Source organism: Pedobacter paludisoli (assembly GCF_052344095.1).
Classification (GTDB): Bacteria; Bacteroidota; Bacteroidia; order Sphingobacteriales; family Sphingobacteriaceae; genus Pedobacter.
Genome location: NZ_CP179926.1, coordinates 4,330,960 through 4,349,323, shown reverse-complemented (window position 1 = coordinate 4,349,323; position 18,364 = coordinate 4,330,960). Strand labels below are relative to the sequence as shown.

15 protein-coding genes are annotated in these 18,364 nt (G+C 37.8%); 7 read left to right on the top strand and 8 right to left on the bottom strand.

All coding sequences use genetic code 11. The features are described 5' to 3' along the window. Window positions 1-426: 426 nt before the first annotated feature. The 8 genes from ACJVDK_RS17925 to sucD form a co-directional block, all read right to left on the bottom strand. Window positions 427-639: a cysteine-rich CWC family protein gene (locus ACJVDK_RS17925; RefSeq protein ID WP_443938035.1), complete on the bottom strand. Its 213-nt coding sequence runs from the start codon at window positions 637-639 to the stop codon at window positions 427-429. A 99-nt stretch (window positions 640-738) separates the two neighbouring features. Beyond that, the gene (locus ACJVDK_RS17920) at window positions 739-1,575 is read right to left on the bottom strand and encodes a hypothetical protein (RefSeq protein ID WP_443938034.1); all 837 of its coding nucleotides are present in this window, start codon (window positions 1,573-1,575) and stop codon (window positions 739-741) included. Window positions 1,576-1,692: 117 nt separating this feature from the next. Continuing rightward, entirely contained in the window at window positions 1,693-4,077 is a 2,385-nt protein-coding gene (locus tag ACJVDK_RS17915) for a ribonucleoside-diphosphate reductase subunit alpha (protein WP_443938033.1), read from the bottom strand. 155 nt (window positions 4,078-4,232) lie between these two features. Further along, window positions 4,233-5,204 carry a ribonucleoside-diphosphate reductase small subunit gene (locus tag ACJVDK_RS17910; protein ID WP_443938032.1) on the bottom strand — a complete coding sequence of 324 codons (972 nt, stop codon included), beginning with the start codon at window positions 5,202-5,204 and terminating at the stop codon, window positions 4,233-4,235. A gap of 548 nt (window positions 5,205-5,752) precedes the next feature. Next, window positions 5,753-6,133, bottom strand: coding sequence for a septal ring lytic transglycosylase RlpA family protein (locus ACJVDK_RS17905; protein ID WP_443938031.1), 381 nt, complete (start codon window positions 6,131-6,133; stop codon window positions 5,753-5,755). A 167-nt stretch (window positions 6,134-6,300) separates the two neighbouring features. Then, on the bottom strand, window positions 6,301-7,857 hold the full coding sequence (locus tag ACJVDK_RS17900) for an arylsulfatase (RefSeq protein WP_443938030.1): 1,557 nt from the start codon (window positions 7,855-7,857) through the stop codon (window positions 6,301-6,303). A gap of 172 nt (window positions 7,858-8,029) precedes the next feature. Beyond that, window positions 8,030-8,530 carry a methionine-R-sulfoxide reductase gene (locus tag ACJVDK_RS17895; RefSeq protein WP_443938029.1) on the bottom strand — a complete coding sequence of 167 codons (501 nt, stop codon included), beginning with the start codon at window positions 8,528-8,530 and terminating at the stop codon, window positions 8,030-8,032. 144 nt (window positions 8,531-8,674) lie between these two features. Further along, window positions 8,675-9,547, bottom strand: coding sequence for a succinate--CoA ligase subunit alpha (gene sucD, locus ACJVDK_RS17890; protein ID WP_443938028.1), 873 nt, complete (start codon window positions 9,545-9,547; stop codon window positions 8,675-8,677). A gap of 253 nt (window positions 9,548-9,800) precedes the next feature. Between sucD and ACJVDK_RS17885 the strand changes: the two genes are divergently transcribed. From ACJVDK_RS17885 to ilvC, 7 genes are all read left to right on the top strand, one after another. Continuing rightward, entirely contained in the window at window positions 9,801-10,223 is a 423-nt protein-coding gene (locus ACJVDK_RS17885; RefSeq protein ID WP_443938027.1) for a cupin domain-containing protein, read from the top strand. A 606-nt stretch (window positions 10,224-10,829) separates the two neighbouring features. After that, entirely contained in the window at window positions 10,830-11,720 is an 891-nt protein-coding gene (gene ilvE, locus ACJVDK_RS17880) for a branched-chain-amino-acid transaminase (protein WP_443938026.1), read from the top strand. Between the two features lie 286 nt (window positions 11,721-12,006). Beyond that, complete coding sequence (gene ilvD / locus ACJVDK_RS17875) at window positions 12,007-13,689, top strand: dihydroxy-acid dehydratase (protein WP_443938025.1); 1,683 nt, start codon at window positions 12,007-12,009, stop codon at window positions 13,687-13,689. 108 nt (window positions 13,690-13,797) lie between these two features. Beyond that, window positions 13,798-15,543, top strand: a complete 1,746-nt coding sequence (ilvB, locus tag ACJVDK_RS17870; RefSeq protein WP_443938024.1) for a biosynthetic-type acetolactate synthase large subunit — start codon at window positions 13,798-13,800, stop codon at window positions 15,541-15,543. A 27-nt stretch (window positions 15,544-15,570) separates the two neighbouring features. Continuing rightward, window positions 15,571-16,209: an acetolactate synthase small subunit gene (ilvN, locus tag ACJVDK_RS17865; protein WP_443938023.1), complete on the top strand. Its 639-nt coding sequence runs from the start codon at window positions 15,571-15,573 to the stop codon at window positions 16,207-16,209. 45 nt (window positions 16,210-16,254) lie between these two features. After that, a complete protein-coding gene (locus ACJVDK_RS17860) occupies window positions 16,255-16,716 on the top strand; it encodes a DinB family protein (protein ID WP_443938022.1) in 462 nt (153 codons plus the stop codon). Window positions 16,717-16,874: 158 nt separating this feature from the next. Further along, window positions 16,875-18,356 (top strand): ketol-acid reductoisomerase, encoded by a 1,482-nt coding sequence (gene ilvC, locus ACJVDK_RS17855; RefSeq protein WP_443938021.1) that lies wholly within the window; start codon window positions 16,875-16,877, stop codon window positions 18,354-18,356. The last annotated feature ends 8 nt before the right edge of the window (window positions 18,357-18,364 follow it).

The window sequence follows — 18,364 nt, the reverse complement described above, 5'->3', positions numbered from 1 at the left end:
ATTTTTACGTCAGCTAAGGCTCTTTAGTGTCGCCGAGGGGATAGATTAGCAAAATGTCATCTGCACTTGACATTTCTGTAAATCGCTTAACTCAAGGTCTGAAAACGACCAAAAACAGCCATCCGAACGCCCACAAGTTAGTGCGTTTTTTAAAACAATGTTTCGTAAAAAAACGGCTTAAAAAGCGTCCTTTTTTATCTGCAAAAGGATGAATATTTTCTGCTACATGTTTTCGTTTTTACTGAACACTTTTTGACGATTGTTATAGGTTTTGCTCGGAGCGGGTGCGCCCGAAGCGTCAGTTGCGTAAAAATTTAAACCCGATTGGACGGAAAGCCACCCTTTTCGGGTGCTTGGAGGGAAAGCGGGACAGGAGAAAGCCAAAAGCTGCTGACGTTGTTTTTCTTATAGCAATAAAAAATTTGCTTAAGAGGCTTGATATTCTTCTTGCAACTCGGCCAAACATTTTGCGCATAAACAGCCATCGTAGAGTTCGGAGATGTACTGCATTTCGTTGATGGTTAGTGATACTGTGCTGCACTGACATTTGGTGTAAGCATTGGCCTTACATTCGATGGCGGTGCCGCAGCGCTCGCAACTTATTATTTCGTGTTTGCTGTGTTTTAAGGTTGAAGACATGCGGTATAAGGCTTGAAATAAAACCTATTACGTTGCAAAAATACAAACAAAAAATAAGGTTTTGAGCGCTTGCCCAAAACCTTATCTACTTTATTGCTATTATAATTTAAGACCTAAGACCCTAGGTAGGTGCTTTAAAACAAGCGGCTCTAACATTACGCCTAAAATGTAAATAAAAATAGTCCAAATTAAAAATAGAATCCAGTTATTTCTAACCATCTCAAATATTCCAATTGGACTTAAACCGTAAATTTTAACCTTCGAACTACATACTTTTAATTTACCTTTTTCTTCCAAAGTTAACAAACTATCAATCAACTCGACCTTTCTACTTGTCGACATATGCAATTTCAAAAATTCTTTCTTATCGAATGCTTCCGCTTCCTCTCTTCTCTTTAAAGCATCCCTAGTAGAAACTCTATTTCTTTTGCAAAGGTTCAAAAGCTGTCCATCAGGCCTATGTAATTCAAAATCAAAAGTGTAAATTTCGCCTAAAACATCCGATAAATCTATTTTAAATTCATCTTCCAAATCCTTTGGATTCCCCCCGAGAATGCGATATCTGTTTCCGATTGCTTCAAAACCGTAACTTGAATTTCTCATGTTCCAATGTATCCAATAATAAGTTGGATAAGATTTGATGTAAGAGAAAAATTCCTTCAACATCTTCTTTTCTACAACATCATAATCTTCATCACTCAGCTGATGAAAATCCTTCTTCAGTATTTGAGCATGTATATGTATTGAAAACGTTTTAACACTTCCATTAAATCTATTTTTCACACAAATTGATGTAACTCTTGGAGTACGCCCATCAAGATTAAAAAAAGATTCGCAGCTGTAGTGAATTATAAAGCTTTTATTTTTCTTATCTTTTAATCTAGTAATTTTTCCTATTCCCCTTTTTCTTTCATTAAGTCTATCTGCTACCGACATCTTTTCAAATTATATTTTCAAAAAATAAGGTTTTGAGCGCTTGCCCAAAACCTTATCTATTTTATTGCTTTAAGATTGCTTCGTAAAGCTGTATACTTTTTGCTTGAAGCGCTTGTCCTAACCTGAACAGCTAATACAACCTTCTTCCATTGAGCAAACGGGTCCGTCAACGATTTCTTCGGCTACTTGGTCTTGCGACATTTGTGCTGGAATTACCGCTTCAATTGCTTTACCGCCTTGGTTTTCTACCGTGAATTTAACAGCTTGAGAAGCAGCTTGTGTACGTAGGTAATACATACCGGTTTTCAAGCCTTTCTCCCACGCATAGAAATGCATTGAAGTTAATTTTGACGTGTTTGGTGCATTTACAAACAGATTTAACGATTGCGATTGACAGATATAAGCACCGCGGTCGGCAGCCATATCGATGATGTTACGCATTTTTATTTCCCAAACTGTTTTGTATAATTCTTTGATATAATCTGGAATTTCTGGGATTGCCTGGATTGAACCGTTTGCCAATATGATTTTGTTTTTCATATCGTTGTTCCATAATCCTAATGCGACTAAATCTTTTAATAAATGTTTATTTACCACCACAAACTCTCCACTTAATACACGACGGGTGTAAATGTTTGAAGTGTATGGCTCGAAACATTCGTTGTTACCTAAAATTTGCGAAGTTGAAGCTGTTGGCATTGGTGCAACTAATAGTGAGTTATACACACCATCTTTTACAACTTTTTTACGCAATGCATTCCAGTCCCAACGGCCGCTATCTGGTGTTACATTCCATAAATCGAATTGGAATTTACCTTTCGATAATGGCGAACCTTTGAAGGTTTCGTATGGACCGTGTTTTACGGCTAAATCGTGCGAAGCTGTCATTGAAGCGAAGTAAATCGTTTCGAAGATATCTTTGTTCAATTGTTTTGCTGCATCGCTTTCGAATGGTAAACGCAATAAGATAAAGGCATCGGCCAGACCCTGTACACCTAAACCTACCGGACGATGACGACGGTTTGAATTTTCGGCTTCTTGAACTGGGTAATAGTTATGATCGATGATTTTATTCAAGTTTAAAGTTGCTTGATAGGTTACATCGTATAATTTTTGGTGATCGAATTCGCCATTGATTACGAAACGAGGTAATGCCAATGAAGCTAAATTACAAACCGCTACTTCGTCTTTTGAGGTGTACTCGATAATTTCTGTACACAGGTTAGAACTTTTAATGGTTCCTAAGTTTTGTTGGTTCGATTTGCTGTTGGCAGCATCTTTAAACAACATATACGGTGTACCGGTTTCAATTTGCGAATCTAAAATAGCAAACCAAAGTTCTTGTGCTTTGATGGTTTTACGTCCGCGGCCTTCTGTTTCGTATTTGATGTATAAATCTTCGAATTCTTTACCAAAGCAATCAGCTAATCCTGGTGCTTCGTGCGGGCAGAACAATGTCCAATCGCCATTATCTTTTACGCGTTGCATAAACAAATCGTTTATCCATAGTGCGTAGAATAAATCGCGGGCACGCATTTCTTCTTTACCGTGATTTTTACGAAGATCTAAGAATTCGAAAACATCCGCATGCCATGGCTCTAAGTAAATGGCAAAAGCTCCTTTACGTTTACCTCCACCTTGATCTACATAACGCGCAGTGTCGTTAAATACACGTAACATTGGGATAATACCGTTACTTGTACCGTTGGTACCACCAATATATGAACCTGTTGCACGGATGTTGTGAATACTTAAGCCAATACCGCCGGCACTTTGTGAAATTTTAGCGGTTTGTTTTAAGGTATCGTAAATTCCTTCGATGCTATCATCTTGCATGGTTAACAAGAAACATGACGACATTTGCGGTTTAGGAGTTGCTGCATTAAATAAAGTTGGTGTAGCATGTGTAAACCAACGCTCACTCATTAAGTTATAGGTTTTAATAGCGCTTTCGATATCTTCTTTGTGAATACCAACAGAAACGCGCATGAATAAATGTTGAGGACGCTCAACAATTTTACCGTTAACTTTTAATAAGTATGATTTTTCTAAGGTTTTAAAACCGAAATAATCAAAACCGAAATCGCGATCGTAGATAATTGAACTATCGAGAATGTCTGCATTTTTTTGAATAATATCAAACACATCATCAGCAATAAGTGGTGCTTCTTTTTGTGCTTTCGGATCGAAATATTCGTACAACATTTTCATCGTACCCGAAAATGATTTTGTGGTGTTTTTATGCAAGTTAGATACCGCAATACGCGAAGCTAACAAAGCATAATCTGGATGTTTGGTTGTTAATGAAGCAGCTGTTTCTGCAGCTAAATTATCTAACTCAGAGGTGGTAACCCCATCGTATAAACCTTCAATAACTTTTTTTGCTACATCAATCGGATCGATCAAATCAGCATTTAAACCATAGCACAGCTTTTGAATACGAGCCGTGATTTTATCAAATTGAACCGCTTCTTTACGGCCATCTCTTTTTAGTACGAACATATATTTTGAGATTTAATTTTTTTCTTTTAATAAGAGAACTTTAAATGAGCGAATCTATCATAGGTAGCATAGGTTTCGAACTCCATTCTCATTAACTTTTCTATTATTTATTTTGAAGGTAAACACATAAAGGTTTACCCTCTGTTTATTTCTTCTTAGAAATCTTCATCAAGTGAGAATGCCTGAGCCTTGTTATCGGCTGCAGTTAACACACCACTTTTTTGATAATCGCCCACACGTTTCTCGAAGAAATTGGTTTTTCCTTGTAAAGAAATCAATTCCATAAAATCGAATGGATTTGTTGCATTATAGATTTTTTTGTACCCTAATTCTTGTAACCATCTATCGGCAACAAACTCGATATATTGGCTCATTAATTTTGCATTCATACCAATTAAAGCAACCGGTAAAGCATCCGTAATAAATTCTTTTTCAATAACTACTGCATCGCTGATTATGGCATGTACTTGTGCTTCTGATAGTTTATTGCTTAGCATGCTATATAACAAACAAGCAAATTCGCAATGCGCACCTTCATCTCTCGAAATCAACTCATTACTGAAAGTTAAGCCCGGCATTAATCCACGTTTTTTCAACCAGAAAATTGAACAGAAACTTCCGCTAAAGAAAATACCTTCAACTGCTGCAAAAGCTACTAATCGCTCTGCGAAAGTTCCGTTTTCAATCCAACGCAAAGCCCATTCTGCTTTTCTCTTAACGGCAGGAACTGTTTCAACCGCATGGAATAAACGATCTTTTTCTTCCGGATCTTTTACATAGGTATCAATTAAAAGCGCATATGTTTCTGAGTGAATGTTTTCCATCATAATTTGGAAACCATAAAAACAGCGTGCTTCAGGAATTTGCACTTCACTCATAAAGTTTACTGCAAGATTCTCGTTTACAATACCATCGCTTGCTGCAAAGAATGCCAAAATATGCGAAATAAAATGGCGTTCGCCATCATTTAAATTATCCCAATGCTTAATATCATCTGATAAATCAATTTCTTCCGCAGTCCAAAAACTGGCTTCGGTTTTCTTATACATTTCCCAAATTGCCGGATACTTGATTGGCAATAACACAAAACGGTCTTTGTTTTCTTGAAGTAATAATTCCTGTTCCATAAGCTGATGTTTTTAACGTTTCTCAATTATACCAAAGCCGACAAAACCCCGCATCCATCATTTTTTAAGCGATGAGTGTTTTCTGTTTTGCTATACGTATTTGGTGAAAGTGCTAACTCCGTTTGTTTTACAAAGAACTTGGTTTTATGCAGGGAATTTATTTCGGCAACCTGAGATGATCGGCTTGTAAACTATTTAAAACTAAGCTGTTGTACTGATTTGTAAAACATAAAAAGTTAAAGAACTTTGTTAAACAAATATATGCACCATGGCCGTTTTTAGTCAACCAAAGTTGTTAACACTCTAAACCTTTTAGTTGATAATTGAGTAAGTTAAATCTCATTTTCAGCCAAAAAAAATGATAATAATCTCATTTTTAACACTTAAGAAAGAAAATTGAGTGTTAATAACTTAATTTTTTGATGAAATTGTATACCCAAACTCAAAAAAGACCAAAAACAAGCAAACAACACATATACAGGCTTTTAACCCACTATTTGAGTCAACTTGAATACAAAAAAAGGAGAATTTTACTAAAAAAAGAAAGGTTACTCTAGCGTGTAACTTAAATTTACTTTTGCAACGCCTTTGCTGTAAATACCGATTTCTTTGGCCGCCTTTTCTGATAAATCGATAGCCAGTTTTTTATTAAACGGGCCACGATCATTTACTTTAACCACTACTGATTTTCCGTTAACGGGATTGGTTACCAAAACTTCTGTACCAAAAGGCAAAGTACGGTGTGCGGCTGTTAGTTTTTTACCGCGATAACGTGCCCCACTAGTGGTTTTGCGCCCTTCAAATCTCTTGGCATAATACGTAGCGTAAACAGTTTTATAAACGGTATCGGCTTTTTTTGACGAATCAATATCTTGCGCTTTTCCGTGTAAAAACAAGAACAAACTACTTAATAACAAAAGATATTTCATAGGTTTTATACTTTGCATTCGGCTGCAAATATAAGTAATTTGTTTATTAACAGATTGAAATTTTAATCAAACAACTAAAAACCAACAACTTAGCAGAATGCATTAAAGAAAAATCCCGATTCTTTAAATAAGATTCGGGATTTTCTTATTGATGTTCATAGGTAAAATTATTTCATTTCTTGCTCCAAAACTGGAATTAAAAAACGTGATAATTCAGGTGTTCGATGTTCCTTCTTACTTATTTCTTTCATTTGCGCGATTATTTCAGGGTGCTGATCGGCTAAATCATGCTGCTCTTGAATGTCTTTACTTAAATCAAATAACGACCATTTACTATTTCCTTTCTTAATCATATCCAGCCTCAATCCTTTCCAATTCCCAATTCGAATGGCTTGTTGACCTCCATACTCCGGATACTCAAAATACAAATAAGGATGTTTAACTTTTTGTGCTTGTCCTAAAAAGGTAGGCAAAATACTTATCCCATCTACATCCTTAGGTGTTTTTAAACTCAATAAATCGCAGAATGTAGGCATCATATCCATTGTAGACGAAATAAAATCACTTGTAGTTCCTGCTTTAATTTTCCCAGGCCATGAAACAATAAAAGGTTCTCTTATTCCGCCTTCACGTAAGAAGCCTTTACCCCAACCTAAAGTACCTTTAAATGGGCCATTACTATTAAAATAATCGGGGTCAACACCTGCATTGTAAGCCACACCGTTATCTGCACAAAACATAATTATTGTATTCTCATATACACCCTTTGCCTTAAGTTCTTTAATTAGCTCACCCACTTGTCTATCTAACAAAGTAATCATGGCAGCATACGTAGCACGAGGATATCGACAAGGAAAATATGAGCCTCCCAAGAAAGGTTTTTCATCACCAAACTTTTTATGATAATAATCTACCAAATCCTTCGGGGCTTGTAAAGACACGTGTGGCAAAGGGGTTGGATAATACAAGAAAAATGGCTTATCGGCATTTCTATCAATAAATTTTACAGCTGCTTTTATTAAAAAATCGGGGGTGTAATCTTTTTGAGCATATTGTTCATAATTTTTTTCATCCAAATTATCCAAATCTTTAGGAAATTTCACATTGGGATCTATTATTGCATTATCAAGTGGAATCCTGTTTTCATTTTCCCATAAGTGCCCACTATAATAAGTATGATCTTGGCGTTGGCAAATAAAGCCATAGAAATAATCGAAACCTTGCTGCGTTGGAAAGCCGCTTGTAAATGGAGCACCTAACCCCCACTTACCTACCATGCCTGTTGTGTAACCAGCCGTTTTTAGCATCTCGGCAATTGTAACGGTAGAATCTGGTATTGGAAACTGTCCTTCCAGATATGGATTTTCTTCCATTGCTTTAAAATCCCAAACAGGGCCGCGTTCGCCCCACTCGTGATTTCCACGAATAAAAGCCTTACCTGAATTTTGACCCGTAATAAAAATATAGCGTGAGGGTGCGCAAACCGGATATGCATAATGTTGCGTAAAACGCATTCCTCCTTTTGCCAACAAATCTAAATTTGGCGTTTCAATTTTCTCTTGCCCGTACGAACCTAATTCGCCATAGCCCATATCATCAGCCAAAATATAAACAATGTTTGGCTTATTAACTTTCGTTGTCGGTGCTTTTTTGGTAGTCTTTTGAGCAAATGCTACAAAGCAAAAAAACAAACAGATGCTTACTATAGAAAATACTTTCCTCATAATTTGTATAAATAGAGATTCGATTTATTTAAAACTAAAATACAGTTCCGGCAACAAAGTAGCTAATAAAACATTGCACAACCGTTTGACTACCGCCACTGCTCGCTTATTCACACAAAAAAAAGGCGCACAACCTATGTCGTACGCCTTTACCTAACCACACTACATCCACCTATTTCTCGTCTGGAATAAAACTCATTGAAATTGAATTTACGCAATGACGTGTATCCTTTTTAGTAAAACCTTCTCCTAAAAATACGTGCCCTAAATGTCCTCCACAGTTAGCACACACAATTTCGGTACGCATTCCGTCTGGGTCAGGAATTCGCTTTACCGCCCCTTTAATTTCATCATCAAAGGCTGGCCATCCACAATGTGCATCAAATTTAGTTTCTGAGCGATAAAGTGGGGCATTGCAACGACGGCAAATATATGTTCCCTTTTCTGTTGTATGCTCGTACTTTCCGGTACCCGGATATTCTGTTCCTTTATTTACAATTACGCGTTCCTCTTCGGGAGTTAATTTATTCCATTCCATTTTTTTCTTTGCTATAATGGGTTCAACACTTTTTTCTTTAGTCGCTTGTTTTTCTTGTTTTTGTGCACATGCCGTTAAGCCACATACAAAAACAACAACCGATACCAAAATAAGTTTATTTATCAAATTTTTCATCATCCTAACTTTAAGTTTTCACTGCCTCAATAGTACAATATACGAATGCTTTGTTCATTTGGTTTCAAAAATATATACCAATCTTGATGCAAAAAAAAAGCGCTTCGATTGTAATCGAAACGCTTTCCTGTATATTTTGAATGTTTATTTTGCTAATTCTTCAGCCATTGCAGCACCAATTTCAGCTGGACTTTCTACCACACGAATACCGCACTCAGCCATAATTTTCATTTTAGCTGCGGCAGTATCATCAGCACCACCTACAATTGCACCTGCGTGACCCATTCTACGTCCCGGAGGCGCAGTTTGACCAGCGATGAAACCAACAACAGGCTTAGTACCGTGTTCTTTAATCCAACGAGCAGCTTCAGCTTCCATTCCACCACCAATTTCACCAATCATGATGATACCGTGTGTTTCAGGGTCGTTCATTAATAATTTAACAGCTTCAACAGTTGGCGTACCAATAATCGGGTCGCCACCAATACCAATAGCAGTGGTAATACCTAAACCAGCTTTCACAACTTGATCTACAGCTTCGTACGTTAAGGTACCTGATTTAGAAACAACACCTACATTACCTTTTTTGAAGATAAAACCTGGCATGATACCAATTTTAGCCTCATCAGCAGTAATAATACCTGGGCAGTTTGGACCAATTAACGTCACATCACGACCAGTAATATATTCTTTCACTAAAATCATATCCTTCGTAGGGATACCTTCAGTAATACATACAATCACTTTAATACCACCTTCGGCAGCTTCCATAATTGCATCAGCAGCAAAAGCTGGTGGCACAAAAATGATAGATACATTTGCACCCGTCTTATCAACGGCATCTTTAACAGTATTAAAAACAGGCTTATCTAAATGTAATTGCCCACCTTTGCCAGGCGTAACACCACCAACTACGTTTGTACCATATGCTAGCATCTGCTCTGCGTGGTAAGTTCCTTCGTTTCCGGTAAAACCCTGAACGATAACCTTAGAATCTTTATTTACTAAAACGCTCATGTATCAATTTTTTTTGTGCAAAGCTAATATTATTCAATTGGAATTCAAATCTAAAACAATATTATTTAAGCTCTTTTTTCATGAAAATGTAAGGAAAGTGCAAATCGGACCATTAGCCCTGCTTTCCGCTTTACTCGCTTGCAAAACAAGCTTCCTGTTCGCTGCAATCAGGTTTACAGAACAAAGGTCATTCGCTATTGGCTAAAACCAAACAAAACGCCTACATTTAAAACCTAGTTAAAACATCCAAACTATGCTGTATAAAATCATCACCCTCATCAGCTTTATTACCTGTAGTTCTTTCATCGCACAAGCCCAAAATATCGATACCGCTAAATATATACTGCAAAACGATGTCGATGTAGCCAAAATAGAACCCGGCAGCCACGCAGGTGGTGGAGAAACAACGGGCTTTAACTTTTTTACCCAGAGTAAAAACCTTCAAACGGTTTTCAAAAAAAGAATTTTGCATCCCGGTTCATCTATCGGTTATCATTTGCAAAAGGAAGATGAAATCTATTATGTGCTTGACGGAAAAGGCAAAATGCAAATGAATGGCAAAACCTTTGAGGTCAAACCCGGCGATGCTATCCTCACCCGCCCCGGAAGCTCACACGGCATTGCACCCAATCCAGATAACGACCTCACGATTATTATTGTGTACCAGAAAAAATAACACAGTCCTTTCTCTATATTAATCTGGTGGCAAATACAAACCTTCCATATACCTTATTGCATAGATTGTTCATCCATCATCAGACTTAAAAAACACCAGATAAATTCAGCGTTAAAAAAGGGCAATTTTTTCAAGTTTTTTGAGAGCGCAGCTCATTTTACGCCGAAATTTAACAAATTTATAATGCAAGCATAATAAATAGACCGTATACCGATTTGATATTTAGTCTACAACAAACCACGACAAATAACTAAATAACACCGCAAACAAAACATAATTCCGCAAAAGAAACAAAATACAGAATTATGTATCAAATTTTATTTTTTTCAATTTCCTTTGGATATTTCTGAACCAAAAACTAAATTGGTATTTATAAACTTTTAAAGAATGACAACAGCCTTAAACATCTTTTTCATCACACGCACTACTGCGGTAGCAAGCTTAGTAATGGTACGTACTGCTGCAACTCATAACCTGCTGCTGCTTACTGTTTTAATTAACAAGAAGCGGACACAGTTAAAATAGATTACAAATCAAACTAACAAACACTAAAGCGTCCCGGAAATAAACGAGACGCTTTTTTTTAAATAACAAATTACGTGTACTATGAACTATTACAATTCAAACACGATTATATACTTAGACGGACAGTTTAAACGGGCAGCTGAAAGCAGCACCAGTTTATATGGCCAATCGCTTCATTATGGCTATGGAGCCTTTGAAGGTATACGAGCTTACAAAACGCATAATGGTAACCGTATTTTCAAAGCAGCGTCTCACTTTGAGCGCTTGGAACGTTCGTGTGAATTAGCCAACATTCCTTTTCCTTGGGATAAAGAAGAATTAATTAAAGAAACCTATAAACTTCTTCAAGTAAACAAACTAAAAGACGCTTATATCCGTCCCTTGGTATTTTGCCATCCAAACATGAAATTGAATGCTCCAACGGGCGTATCTATCATGATTTGCGCTTGGGATTGGGATGCCTATTCAGGAAACAAATTATTAAAACTTACCGTATCAGATTACGAAAGGCCTAATCCAAAATCGACACCCATGGAAGCCAAATTGAGTGGCAACTATGTAAACTCTATTTTAGCAACCACGGCAGCCAATATAAAAGGATACGACGAGGCTTTATTGTTAGACCAGAATGGTTTTGTAGCCGAAGCTTCGGGAGCCAACATTTTCATCGAAAAAAACGGAAAACTTTATACGCCAGCAGTAGGCAACATTTTACCGGGCATTACACGCGCCACCGTAAAAGAGTTATGCCACGTGTTGGATATTGAATGCATTGAAAAAAACTTAACCATCGACGATTTAAAAACAGCAGATAGCGCTTTCTTATGTGGAACTGCAACCGAAATTGCTGGCATTGCCTCAATTGATGACATTGTATATCGCTCTATTTGGAGTGAATCAATCGGTTACACCATTCAACGTGCATACAAAAACCTTGTACTGGAGAAAGTAAATTACGAAGTGATTATATAAAGATTTACCATATAATAAATCAAACCACCGGAATGTAAACCGGTATAAAAAATTAACGAAATAGTTCTTTGGATTTTTCAAATAGTTAGTATGTTTGTGAAACATGATTTTAAACACAAACATTATTAGCAACCTAATTATTGTCATTTCCAAAGAAGGAAGTGGACTTCATTGCGTATAATAAAAAAATATACAATAACCGAAACCGCTTCCGAAACGAGGCGGTTTTTTTTTGCCTTAAAATTAATACAACTAAACAAAACCAAGAATACCACAAATTTAAACAATGAGCGAATTAAACAAGTACAGCAAAACATTTACCCAAGACCCTACCCAACCAGCCGCAAAAGCCATGCTTTACGGAATAGGTTTAACGGATGCCGATATGGCAAAAGCGCAAGTAGGAATTGCAAGTATGGGTTATGATGGAAACACCTGCAACATGCACCTAAACGACCTTGCCAAAGATGTAAAAGCAGGGGTCTGGAAAAATGATTTGGTCGGTTTAATTTTTAACACCATTGGTGTTAGCGACGGTATGAGCAACGGTACGGATGGTATGCGTTACTCGTTGGTAAGCCGCGATGTAATTGCCGATAGTATCGAAACCATTTGTGGCGGTCAATATTACGATGGAATTATTTCAATTCCGGGTTGTGATAAAAATATGCCTGGAGCCATTATGGCAATGGCGCGCTTAAACCGTCCGTCTATTATGGTGTATGGTGGTACAATTGCGCCAGGTCACTATAAAGGCGAAGAATTAAATATAGTTTCAGCATTTGAAGCATTGGGTCAAAAGATTTGCGGAAATCTTTCTGACGAAGATTATGAAGGAATTATAAAACATACTTGTCCGGGTGCGGGTGCCTGCGGTGGTATGTATACAGCTAACACCATGGCATCAGCTATTGAAGCATTGGGAATGAGTTTACCGTATTCTTCTTCCAATCCAGCGGTAAGCCCTGAGAAAAAACAAGAGTGTTTAGACACAGGTAAATACATCAAAATTTTATTAGAAAAGGATATTAAACCTAGTGATATTATGACTCGTAAAGCATTTGAAAATGCGATTCGTTCTATCATCATTTTAGGTGGAAGTACCAATGCCGTATTGCATTTTATTGCCATGGGTAAAGCCATCGGTGTAGAAGTTACTCAAGACGATTTCCAACGTATGAGTGATGAAACACCTGTTTTAGCCGACTTTAAACCAAGCGGTAAATACTTAATGCAAGACTTACACCAATATGGCGGTATCCCAGCAGTATTAAAATATTTACTAAACGAAGGTTTATTACATGGCGATTGCTTAACGGTAACCGGAAAAACCGTTGCAGAAAACTTAGCGGATGTAAAATCGATTATGGATTACGACCAAAAGATCATCCAAAAATTAAGCGAACCAATTAAAGCAACCGGGCATTTGCAAATTCTTTATGGAAACTTGGCCGAAAAAGGTTCAGTAGCGAAAATCTCCGGTAAAGAAGGTGAAAAATTTGAAGGACCTGCACGCGTATTCGACGGTGAGCACGATTTAATTGCGGGTATTTCGAGCGGCCGTGTTAAAGCAGGTGATGTAATTGTAATTAAAAATGCAGGACCTGTTGGCGCCCCTGGTATGCCTGAAATGCTAAAACCAACATCGGCTATTATTGGAGCAGGTTTAGGTAAATCGGTTGCCCTAATTACCGATGGTCGTTTCTCCGGCGGTACACACGGTTTCGTAGTAGGACACATCACCCCTGAATCGTATAAAGGTGGCTTAATTGGCCTGGTAGAAGACGAAGACAGAATTTTAATTGATGCAGTCAATAACATTATTAGCCTACAAGTGAGCGAAGAAGTTATTGCAGAGCGTAGAAAAAAATATGTACAACCCCCACTTAAAGTTACTAAAGGAGTTTTATATAAATATGCTAAAACCGTATCAGACGCAGCAAGTGGCTGTGTTACGGACGAATACTAATGTAATTATATACGACCCGAAAAAAAAAATGCCTCCTCATATTAAAGAGGCAAACCTAAACTTAAACCAATAATTCAAATTCGGTAAAACGAACATAGAATAAAGATTATGGAAACTGCACAAGAAACAGTAACAGCAGAAAGCCCGAGTAAAGAAGCTGGAACCTTTAAAGGAACAGGCTCGCAGGCTTTATTAAATGGATTAATTGAAGAAGGAGTAACCACTATTTTTGGTTATCCAGGTGGTGCTATTATGCCCATTTACGACGCCCTTTACGATTATTCTGATAAGTTAGAGCATATCTTGGTTCGCCATGAGCAAGGCGGAATTCACGCGGCACAAGGCTTTGCTAGAACCAGTGGTAAAGTAGGTGTATGCTTTGCTACCAGTGGACCAGGTGCAACTAACTTGGTTACAGGATTAGCGGACGCCCAAATTGATAGTACACCTCTTGTTTGTATCACAGGACAAGTATTTGCGCATTTGCTAGGAACCGATGCTTTCCAAGAAACAGACGTAATTAACATTACCACACCCGTTACCAAATGGAACTACCAAGTTACCGATGCGAAGGAAATTCAAGAGGTATTAGCCAAGGCTTTCTACATTGCTAAAAGTGGAAGACCGGGTCCGGTTTTAATTGACATTACCAAAAATGCGCAGTTACAGGTAGAGGATTTTGCTCCATACATCAAGTGTAACCACATCCGCAGTTACCGCCCAAAACCAAAAGTTAGACCACAGTATATTGAACAAGCCGCTGCTTTAATTAACGAGGCAAAAAAACCCTTTGTTTTGTTTGGACAGGGCGTAATTTTAGGAAATGCTGAAGCCGAATTTAAAGCCTTCATTGAAAAAACAAATATTCCTGCAGCATGGACCATCATGGGCGAAGGCGCTATTCCAACAGAACATCCTTTAAATGTTGGAATGTTGGGCATGCACGGTAATTATGGCCCCAATGTGTTAACAAACGAAGCGGACGTAATTATTGCAATTGGTATGCGTTTCGATGACCGTGTAACAGGTCGTTTAGACAAATATGCCAAACAAGCTAAAATTGTGCACTTGGATATTGACCCAGCTGAAATTGATAAAAACGTAAAAGCAGATGTTGGCGTTTGGGGCGATTGCAAAGAAACCCTTCCATTATTAACGGCCTTGGTAAACCCAAACAATCACAGCGAGTGGATTGCCAAATTCAGATCGTACAACCAAGAAGAAATAGACCAGGTAATTACCCCAGAACTTTATCCGGAGGGCGATGAAATGACCATGGGTGAGGTATTACGCAACATCAACGAAATTTGTGGCGGCGACGCCGTAATTGTAACCGATGTGGGTCAACACCAAATGGTTGCTTGTCGTTACGCTAAATTTAACAATACCCGCAGCAACATTACCTCGGGCGGTTTGGGGACCATGGGCTTTGGTTTACCGGCTGCCATTGGTGCTAAATATGGTGCTCCTGACAAAACTGTTATTGCCATTATTGGCGATGGTGGTTTCCAAATGACCCCGCAAGAATTGGGTACCATTATGCAATTTGGTGCCGCTGTTAAAATTCTAATATTAAACAACCGCTTTTTAGGAATGGTGCGTCAGTGGCAACAACTTTTCCACGATAAACGCTATTCTTTTGTAAACATCACCAGTCCGGATTTTGTAGCATTAGCCAAATCGTACTACATTGAAGCGGCTAAAGTGGATGAACGTGCTAGCTTAAAACAAGCACTTGAAACCATGATTAACCACGAAGGTTCGTACTTATTGGAAGTTATGGTAGGCCGAGAAAACAACGTTTTCCCGATGGTTCCACAAGGAATGAGCGTAAGTGAAATTAGATTGAAATAATACCGAGCACTGCTAAAAGAATTTATCATGAGCACCGAAAATACATTAGAATATAAAGAACCAAAAATCAACTTTGAAGGGAAACAAGAGTTTACCATCACGGTTTATGCCGAAAATAGAATTGGTTTATTAAATAGAATTGCCATTATCTTTTCGAAAAGAAAAATCAACATTGAGAGCCTTAACACCTCTGCTTCTGAGATTGATGGAATTCACCGTTTCAACATTTTAATTAACGAAAGTTACGAGGTTGTGCGCAAGCTTGCACGTCAAATTGAAAAGCAAATTGAAGTGTTAAAAGTTTATTTTAATACAAACGATGAGGTAATTTGGCAAGAACTGGCGCTTTACAAAGTATCAACTGATGAAATTACCGAAAAAGTTACGGTTGAACGTTTATTACGTCAATATGGGGCAAGCGCCGTGGTTATTCGCAAAGACTATACTGTTTTTGCTGTAACCGGTCACCAAGAGGAAACCGATGCGCTAGTGAAAGCACTTGAACCTTATAATTTAATTGAGTTTGTACGCTCGGCAAGGGTTTCAATCATTAAAGACAGCGCTGGTTTCCACGAAAAATTAAAGGAATTTGAAGCTGAAGAACCAGGTGAAGAGTTAATAGAAAACGAATTTTTAGAAAAAGGCAGTAAAATTTTCACCATGTAAAACTGCTCTTTTTCAATAGAGAATTTGAGATTAAAAAAAGCAAAAATGAACCAAGTATTCGATTTTATATTAACTACACGCAAAGCTTTTATAGCTGCGATAGATGAATTAAGCTTAGAAGAATTGAATAAAATTCCGGATGGTTTTAATAACAATATCATTTGGAACTTTGGACACATTGTTATCTCTACGCAGCTTTTATCGTACGTGAGAACGGGCATTCTAAAAGATGGTTCCTCAGTAAAATACAGCGAAGCCTACCAAAGAGGCACAAAACCAACGTATGTGGTAAGCGAACAAGAGTTAGCCGAGTTAAAAGCCTTAGCGATTGATAGTATTAAAGCTATACAAGCAGATTACGAAAAGGGACTGCTAAACAATGTGAACCCTTTTGCTACCGCTACGTATGGCGAGCAGCTAAACAGTATTGAAGAAATTTTAACTACCACAATTGGGCATGACAACCTACATTTTGGTTATGCGCTTGCGCAGAAAAAGCTGCTATAAAACACTGGCTTTGCTTTTTAAACCCGATTGGACTGAACACAAAGCGCAGCGAAGTAAAAGGAAAAGCGGGAACAAATAAACCGAAAAGCACCGAACATTGCTTTTCAAAAAAAAAGAAATAGAAAACAGAATCAACCAAAAATTAATAACAAAAAACAATGGCAAATTATTTTAACACATTACCTCTTAGAGAAAAATTAAACCAATTAGGCGTATGCGATTTTATGGACAGTTCAGAATTTTTGGACGGTGTAAATGCGCTTAAAGGTAAAAAATTGGTAATTGTTGGCTGTGGTGCACAGGGCTTAAACCAAGGTTTAAATTTAAGAGATAGTGGTTTAGATGTAAGCTACGCGTTGCGTAAAGAAGCAATTGAAGGCAAAAGAGATTCGTGGAAAAACGCTACCGACAACAATTTTAAAGTAGGTACATACGAAGAGTTAATTCCTTCGGCTGATGTTGTAATTAACCTTACTCCGGATAAACAACATACTGCAGTTGTTGCAGCGGTTATGCCTTTGATGAAAGAAGGCGCTACTTTATCGTACTCGCACGGTTTTAACATTGTTGAAGAAGGTACACAAATTCGTAAAGATTTAACCGTAATTATGGTGGCTCCAAAATGCCCGGGTTCTGAAGTTAGAGCAGAATATGTACGTGGTTTTGGGGTTCCAACTCTGATTGCTGTTCACCCTGAGAACGACCCTCAAGGTAAAGGTTTAGCGCAAGCGAAAGCATACTGTGCTGGTACTGGTGGCCATAGAGCAGGTGTTTTATTATCATCATTCGTAGCGGAAGTAAAATCAGATTTAATGGGCGAGCAAACTATTTTATGTGGTTTGTTGCAAACTGGTTCTATCCTTTCTTTCGATAAAATGGTTGAAAAAGGAATTGATGCTGGTTATGCGTCTAAATTGGTTCAATACGGTGTTGAAGTAATTACAGAAGCCTTAAAACAAGGTGGTATTACTGCCATGATGGACCGTTTAAGCAATCCGGCTAAAATTAAAGCGTTCGAAGTTTCAGAAGAGTTAAAAGACATTATGCGTCCGTTGTTCCAAAAACACCAAGACGACATTATGAGTGGCGAATTTAGCCGCATTATGATGGAAGATTGGGCTAATGGCGATAAAAACTTATTAGCATGGAGAGCAGAAACAGGCGAAACTGCTTTTGAAAAAACACCTGCTGGGGATGTGAAAATTGGCGAACAAGAATATTTCGATAACTATACCTTAATGGTTGCTTTTGTACGTGCGGGTGTTGAATTGGCTTTTGAAACAATGGTACAAGCGGGTATTAAACCGGAGTCGGCATATTACGAGTCGTTACACGAAACACCGCTTATTGCCAACACCATTGCGCGTAAAAAATTATTTGAAATGAACCGCGTAATTTCGGATACTGCTGAGTACGGTTGCTATTTATTTGACCAAGCATGTAAACCTTTATTAGCCGATTTCATGAAAAAAGTAGATACCGATTTAGTGGGTAAAAACTTTAACGATGGTAAAGATGGTGCTGTTGATAACAAAACGCTAATTGATGTAAACCACGCTATTCGTACGCACCAAGTAGAACAAATTGGTGCTGAATTAAGAAAAGCAATGACAGCCATGAAAGCGATTAAAACTGCATAATCCGACTA

What these genes read in the sequence shown, in the direction of transcription:
- ilvE (WP_443938026.1), top strand. Translation starts at nt 10,830, where the DNA reads ATGAACTATTACAATTCAAACACGATTATATACTTAGACGGACAGTTT.
- ilvC (WP_443938021.1), top strand. Translation starts at nt 16,875, where the DNA reads ATGGCAAATTATTTTAACACATTACCTCTTAGAGAAAAATTAAACCAA.
- ACJVDK_RS17910 (WP_443938032.1), bottom strand. Translation starts at nt 5,204, where the DNA reads ATGGAACAGGAATTATTACTTCAAGAAAACAAAGACCGTTTTGTGTTA.
- ACJVDK_RS17860 (WP_443938022.1), top strand. Translation starts at nt 16,255, where the DNA reads ATGAACCAAGTATTCGATTTTATATTAACTACACGCAAAGCTTTTATA.
- ilvB (WP_443938024.1), top strand. Translation starts at nt 13,798, where the DNA reads ATGGAAACTGCACAAGAAACAGTAACAGCAGAAAGCCCGAGTAAAGAA.
- ilvD (WP_443938025.1), top strand. Translation starts at nt 12,007, where the DNA reads ATGAGCGAATTAAACAAGTACAGCAAAACATTTACCCAAGACCCTACC.
- ilvN (WP_443938023.1), top strand. Translation starts at nt 15,571, where the DNA reads ATGAGCACCGAAAATACATTAGAATATAAAGAACCAAAAATCAACTTT.
- ACJVDK_RS17925 (WP_443938035.1), bottom strand. Translation starts at nt 639, where the DNA reads ATGTCTTCAACCTTAAAACACAGCAAACACGAAATAATAAGTTGCGAG.
- sucD (WP_443938028.1), bottom strand. Translation starts at nt 9,547, where the DNA reads ATGAGCGTTTTAGTAAATAAAGATTCTAAGGTTATCGTTCAGGGTTTT.
- ACJVDK_RS17920 (WP_443938034.1), bottom strand. Translation starts at nt 1,575, where the DNA reads ATGTCGGTAGCAGATAGACTTAATGAAAGAAAAAGGGGAATAGGAAAA.
- ACJVDK_RS17885 (WP_443938027.1), top strand. Translation starts at nt 9,801, where the DNA reads ATGCTGTATAAAATCATCACCCTCATCAGCTTTATTACCTGTAGTTCT.
- ACJVDK_RS17905 (WP_443938031.1), bottom strand. Translation starts at nt 6,133, where the DNA reads ATGAAATATCTTTTGTTATTAAGTAGTTTGTTCTTGTTTTTACACGGA.
- ACJVDK_RS17895 (WP_443938029.1), bottom strand. Translation starts at nt 8,530, where the DNA reads ATGAAAAATTTGATAAATAAACTTATTTTGGTATCGGTTGTTGTTTTT.
- ACJVDK_RS17900 (WP_443938030.1), bottom strand. Translation starts at nt 7,857, where the DNA reads ATGAGGAAAGTATTTTCTATAGTAAGCATCTGTTTGTTTTTTTGCTTT.
- ACJVDK_RS17915 (WP_443938033.1), bottom strand. Translation starts at nt 4,077, where the DNA reads ATGTTCGTACTAAAAAGAGATGGCCGTAAAGAAGCGGTTCAATTTGAT.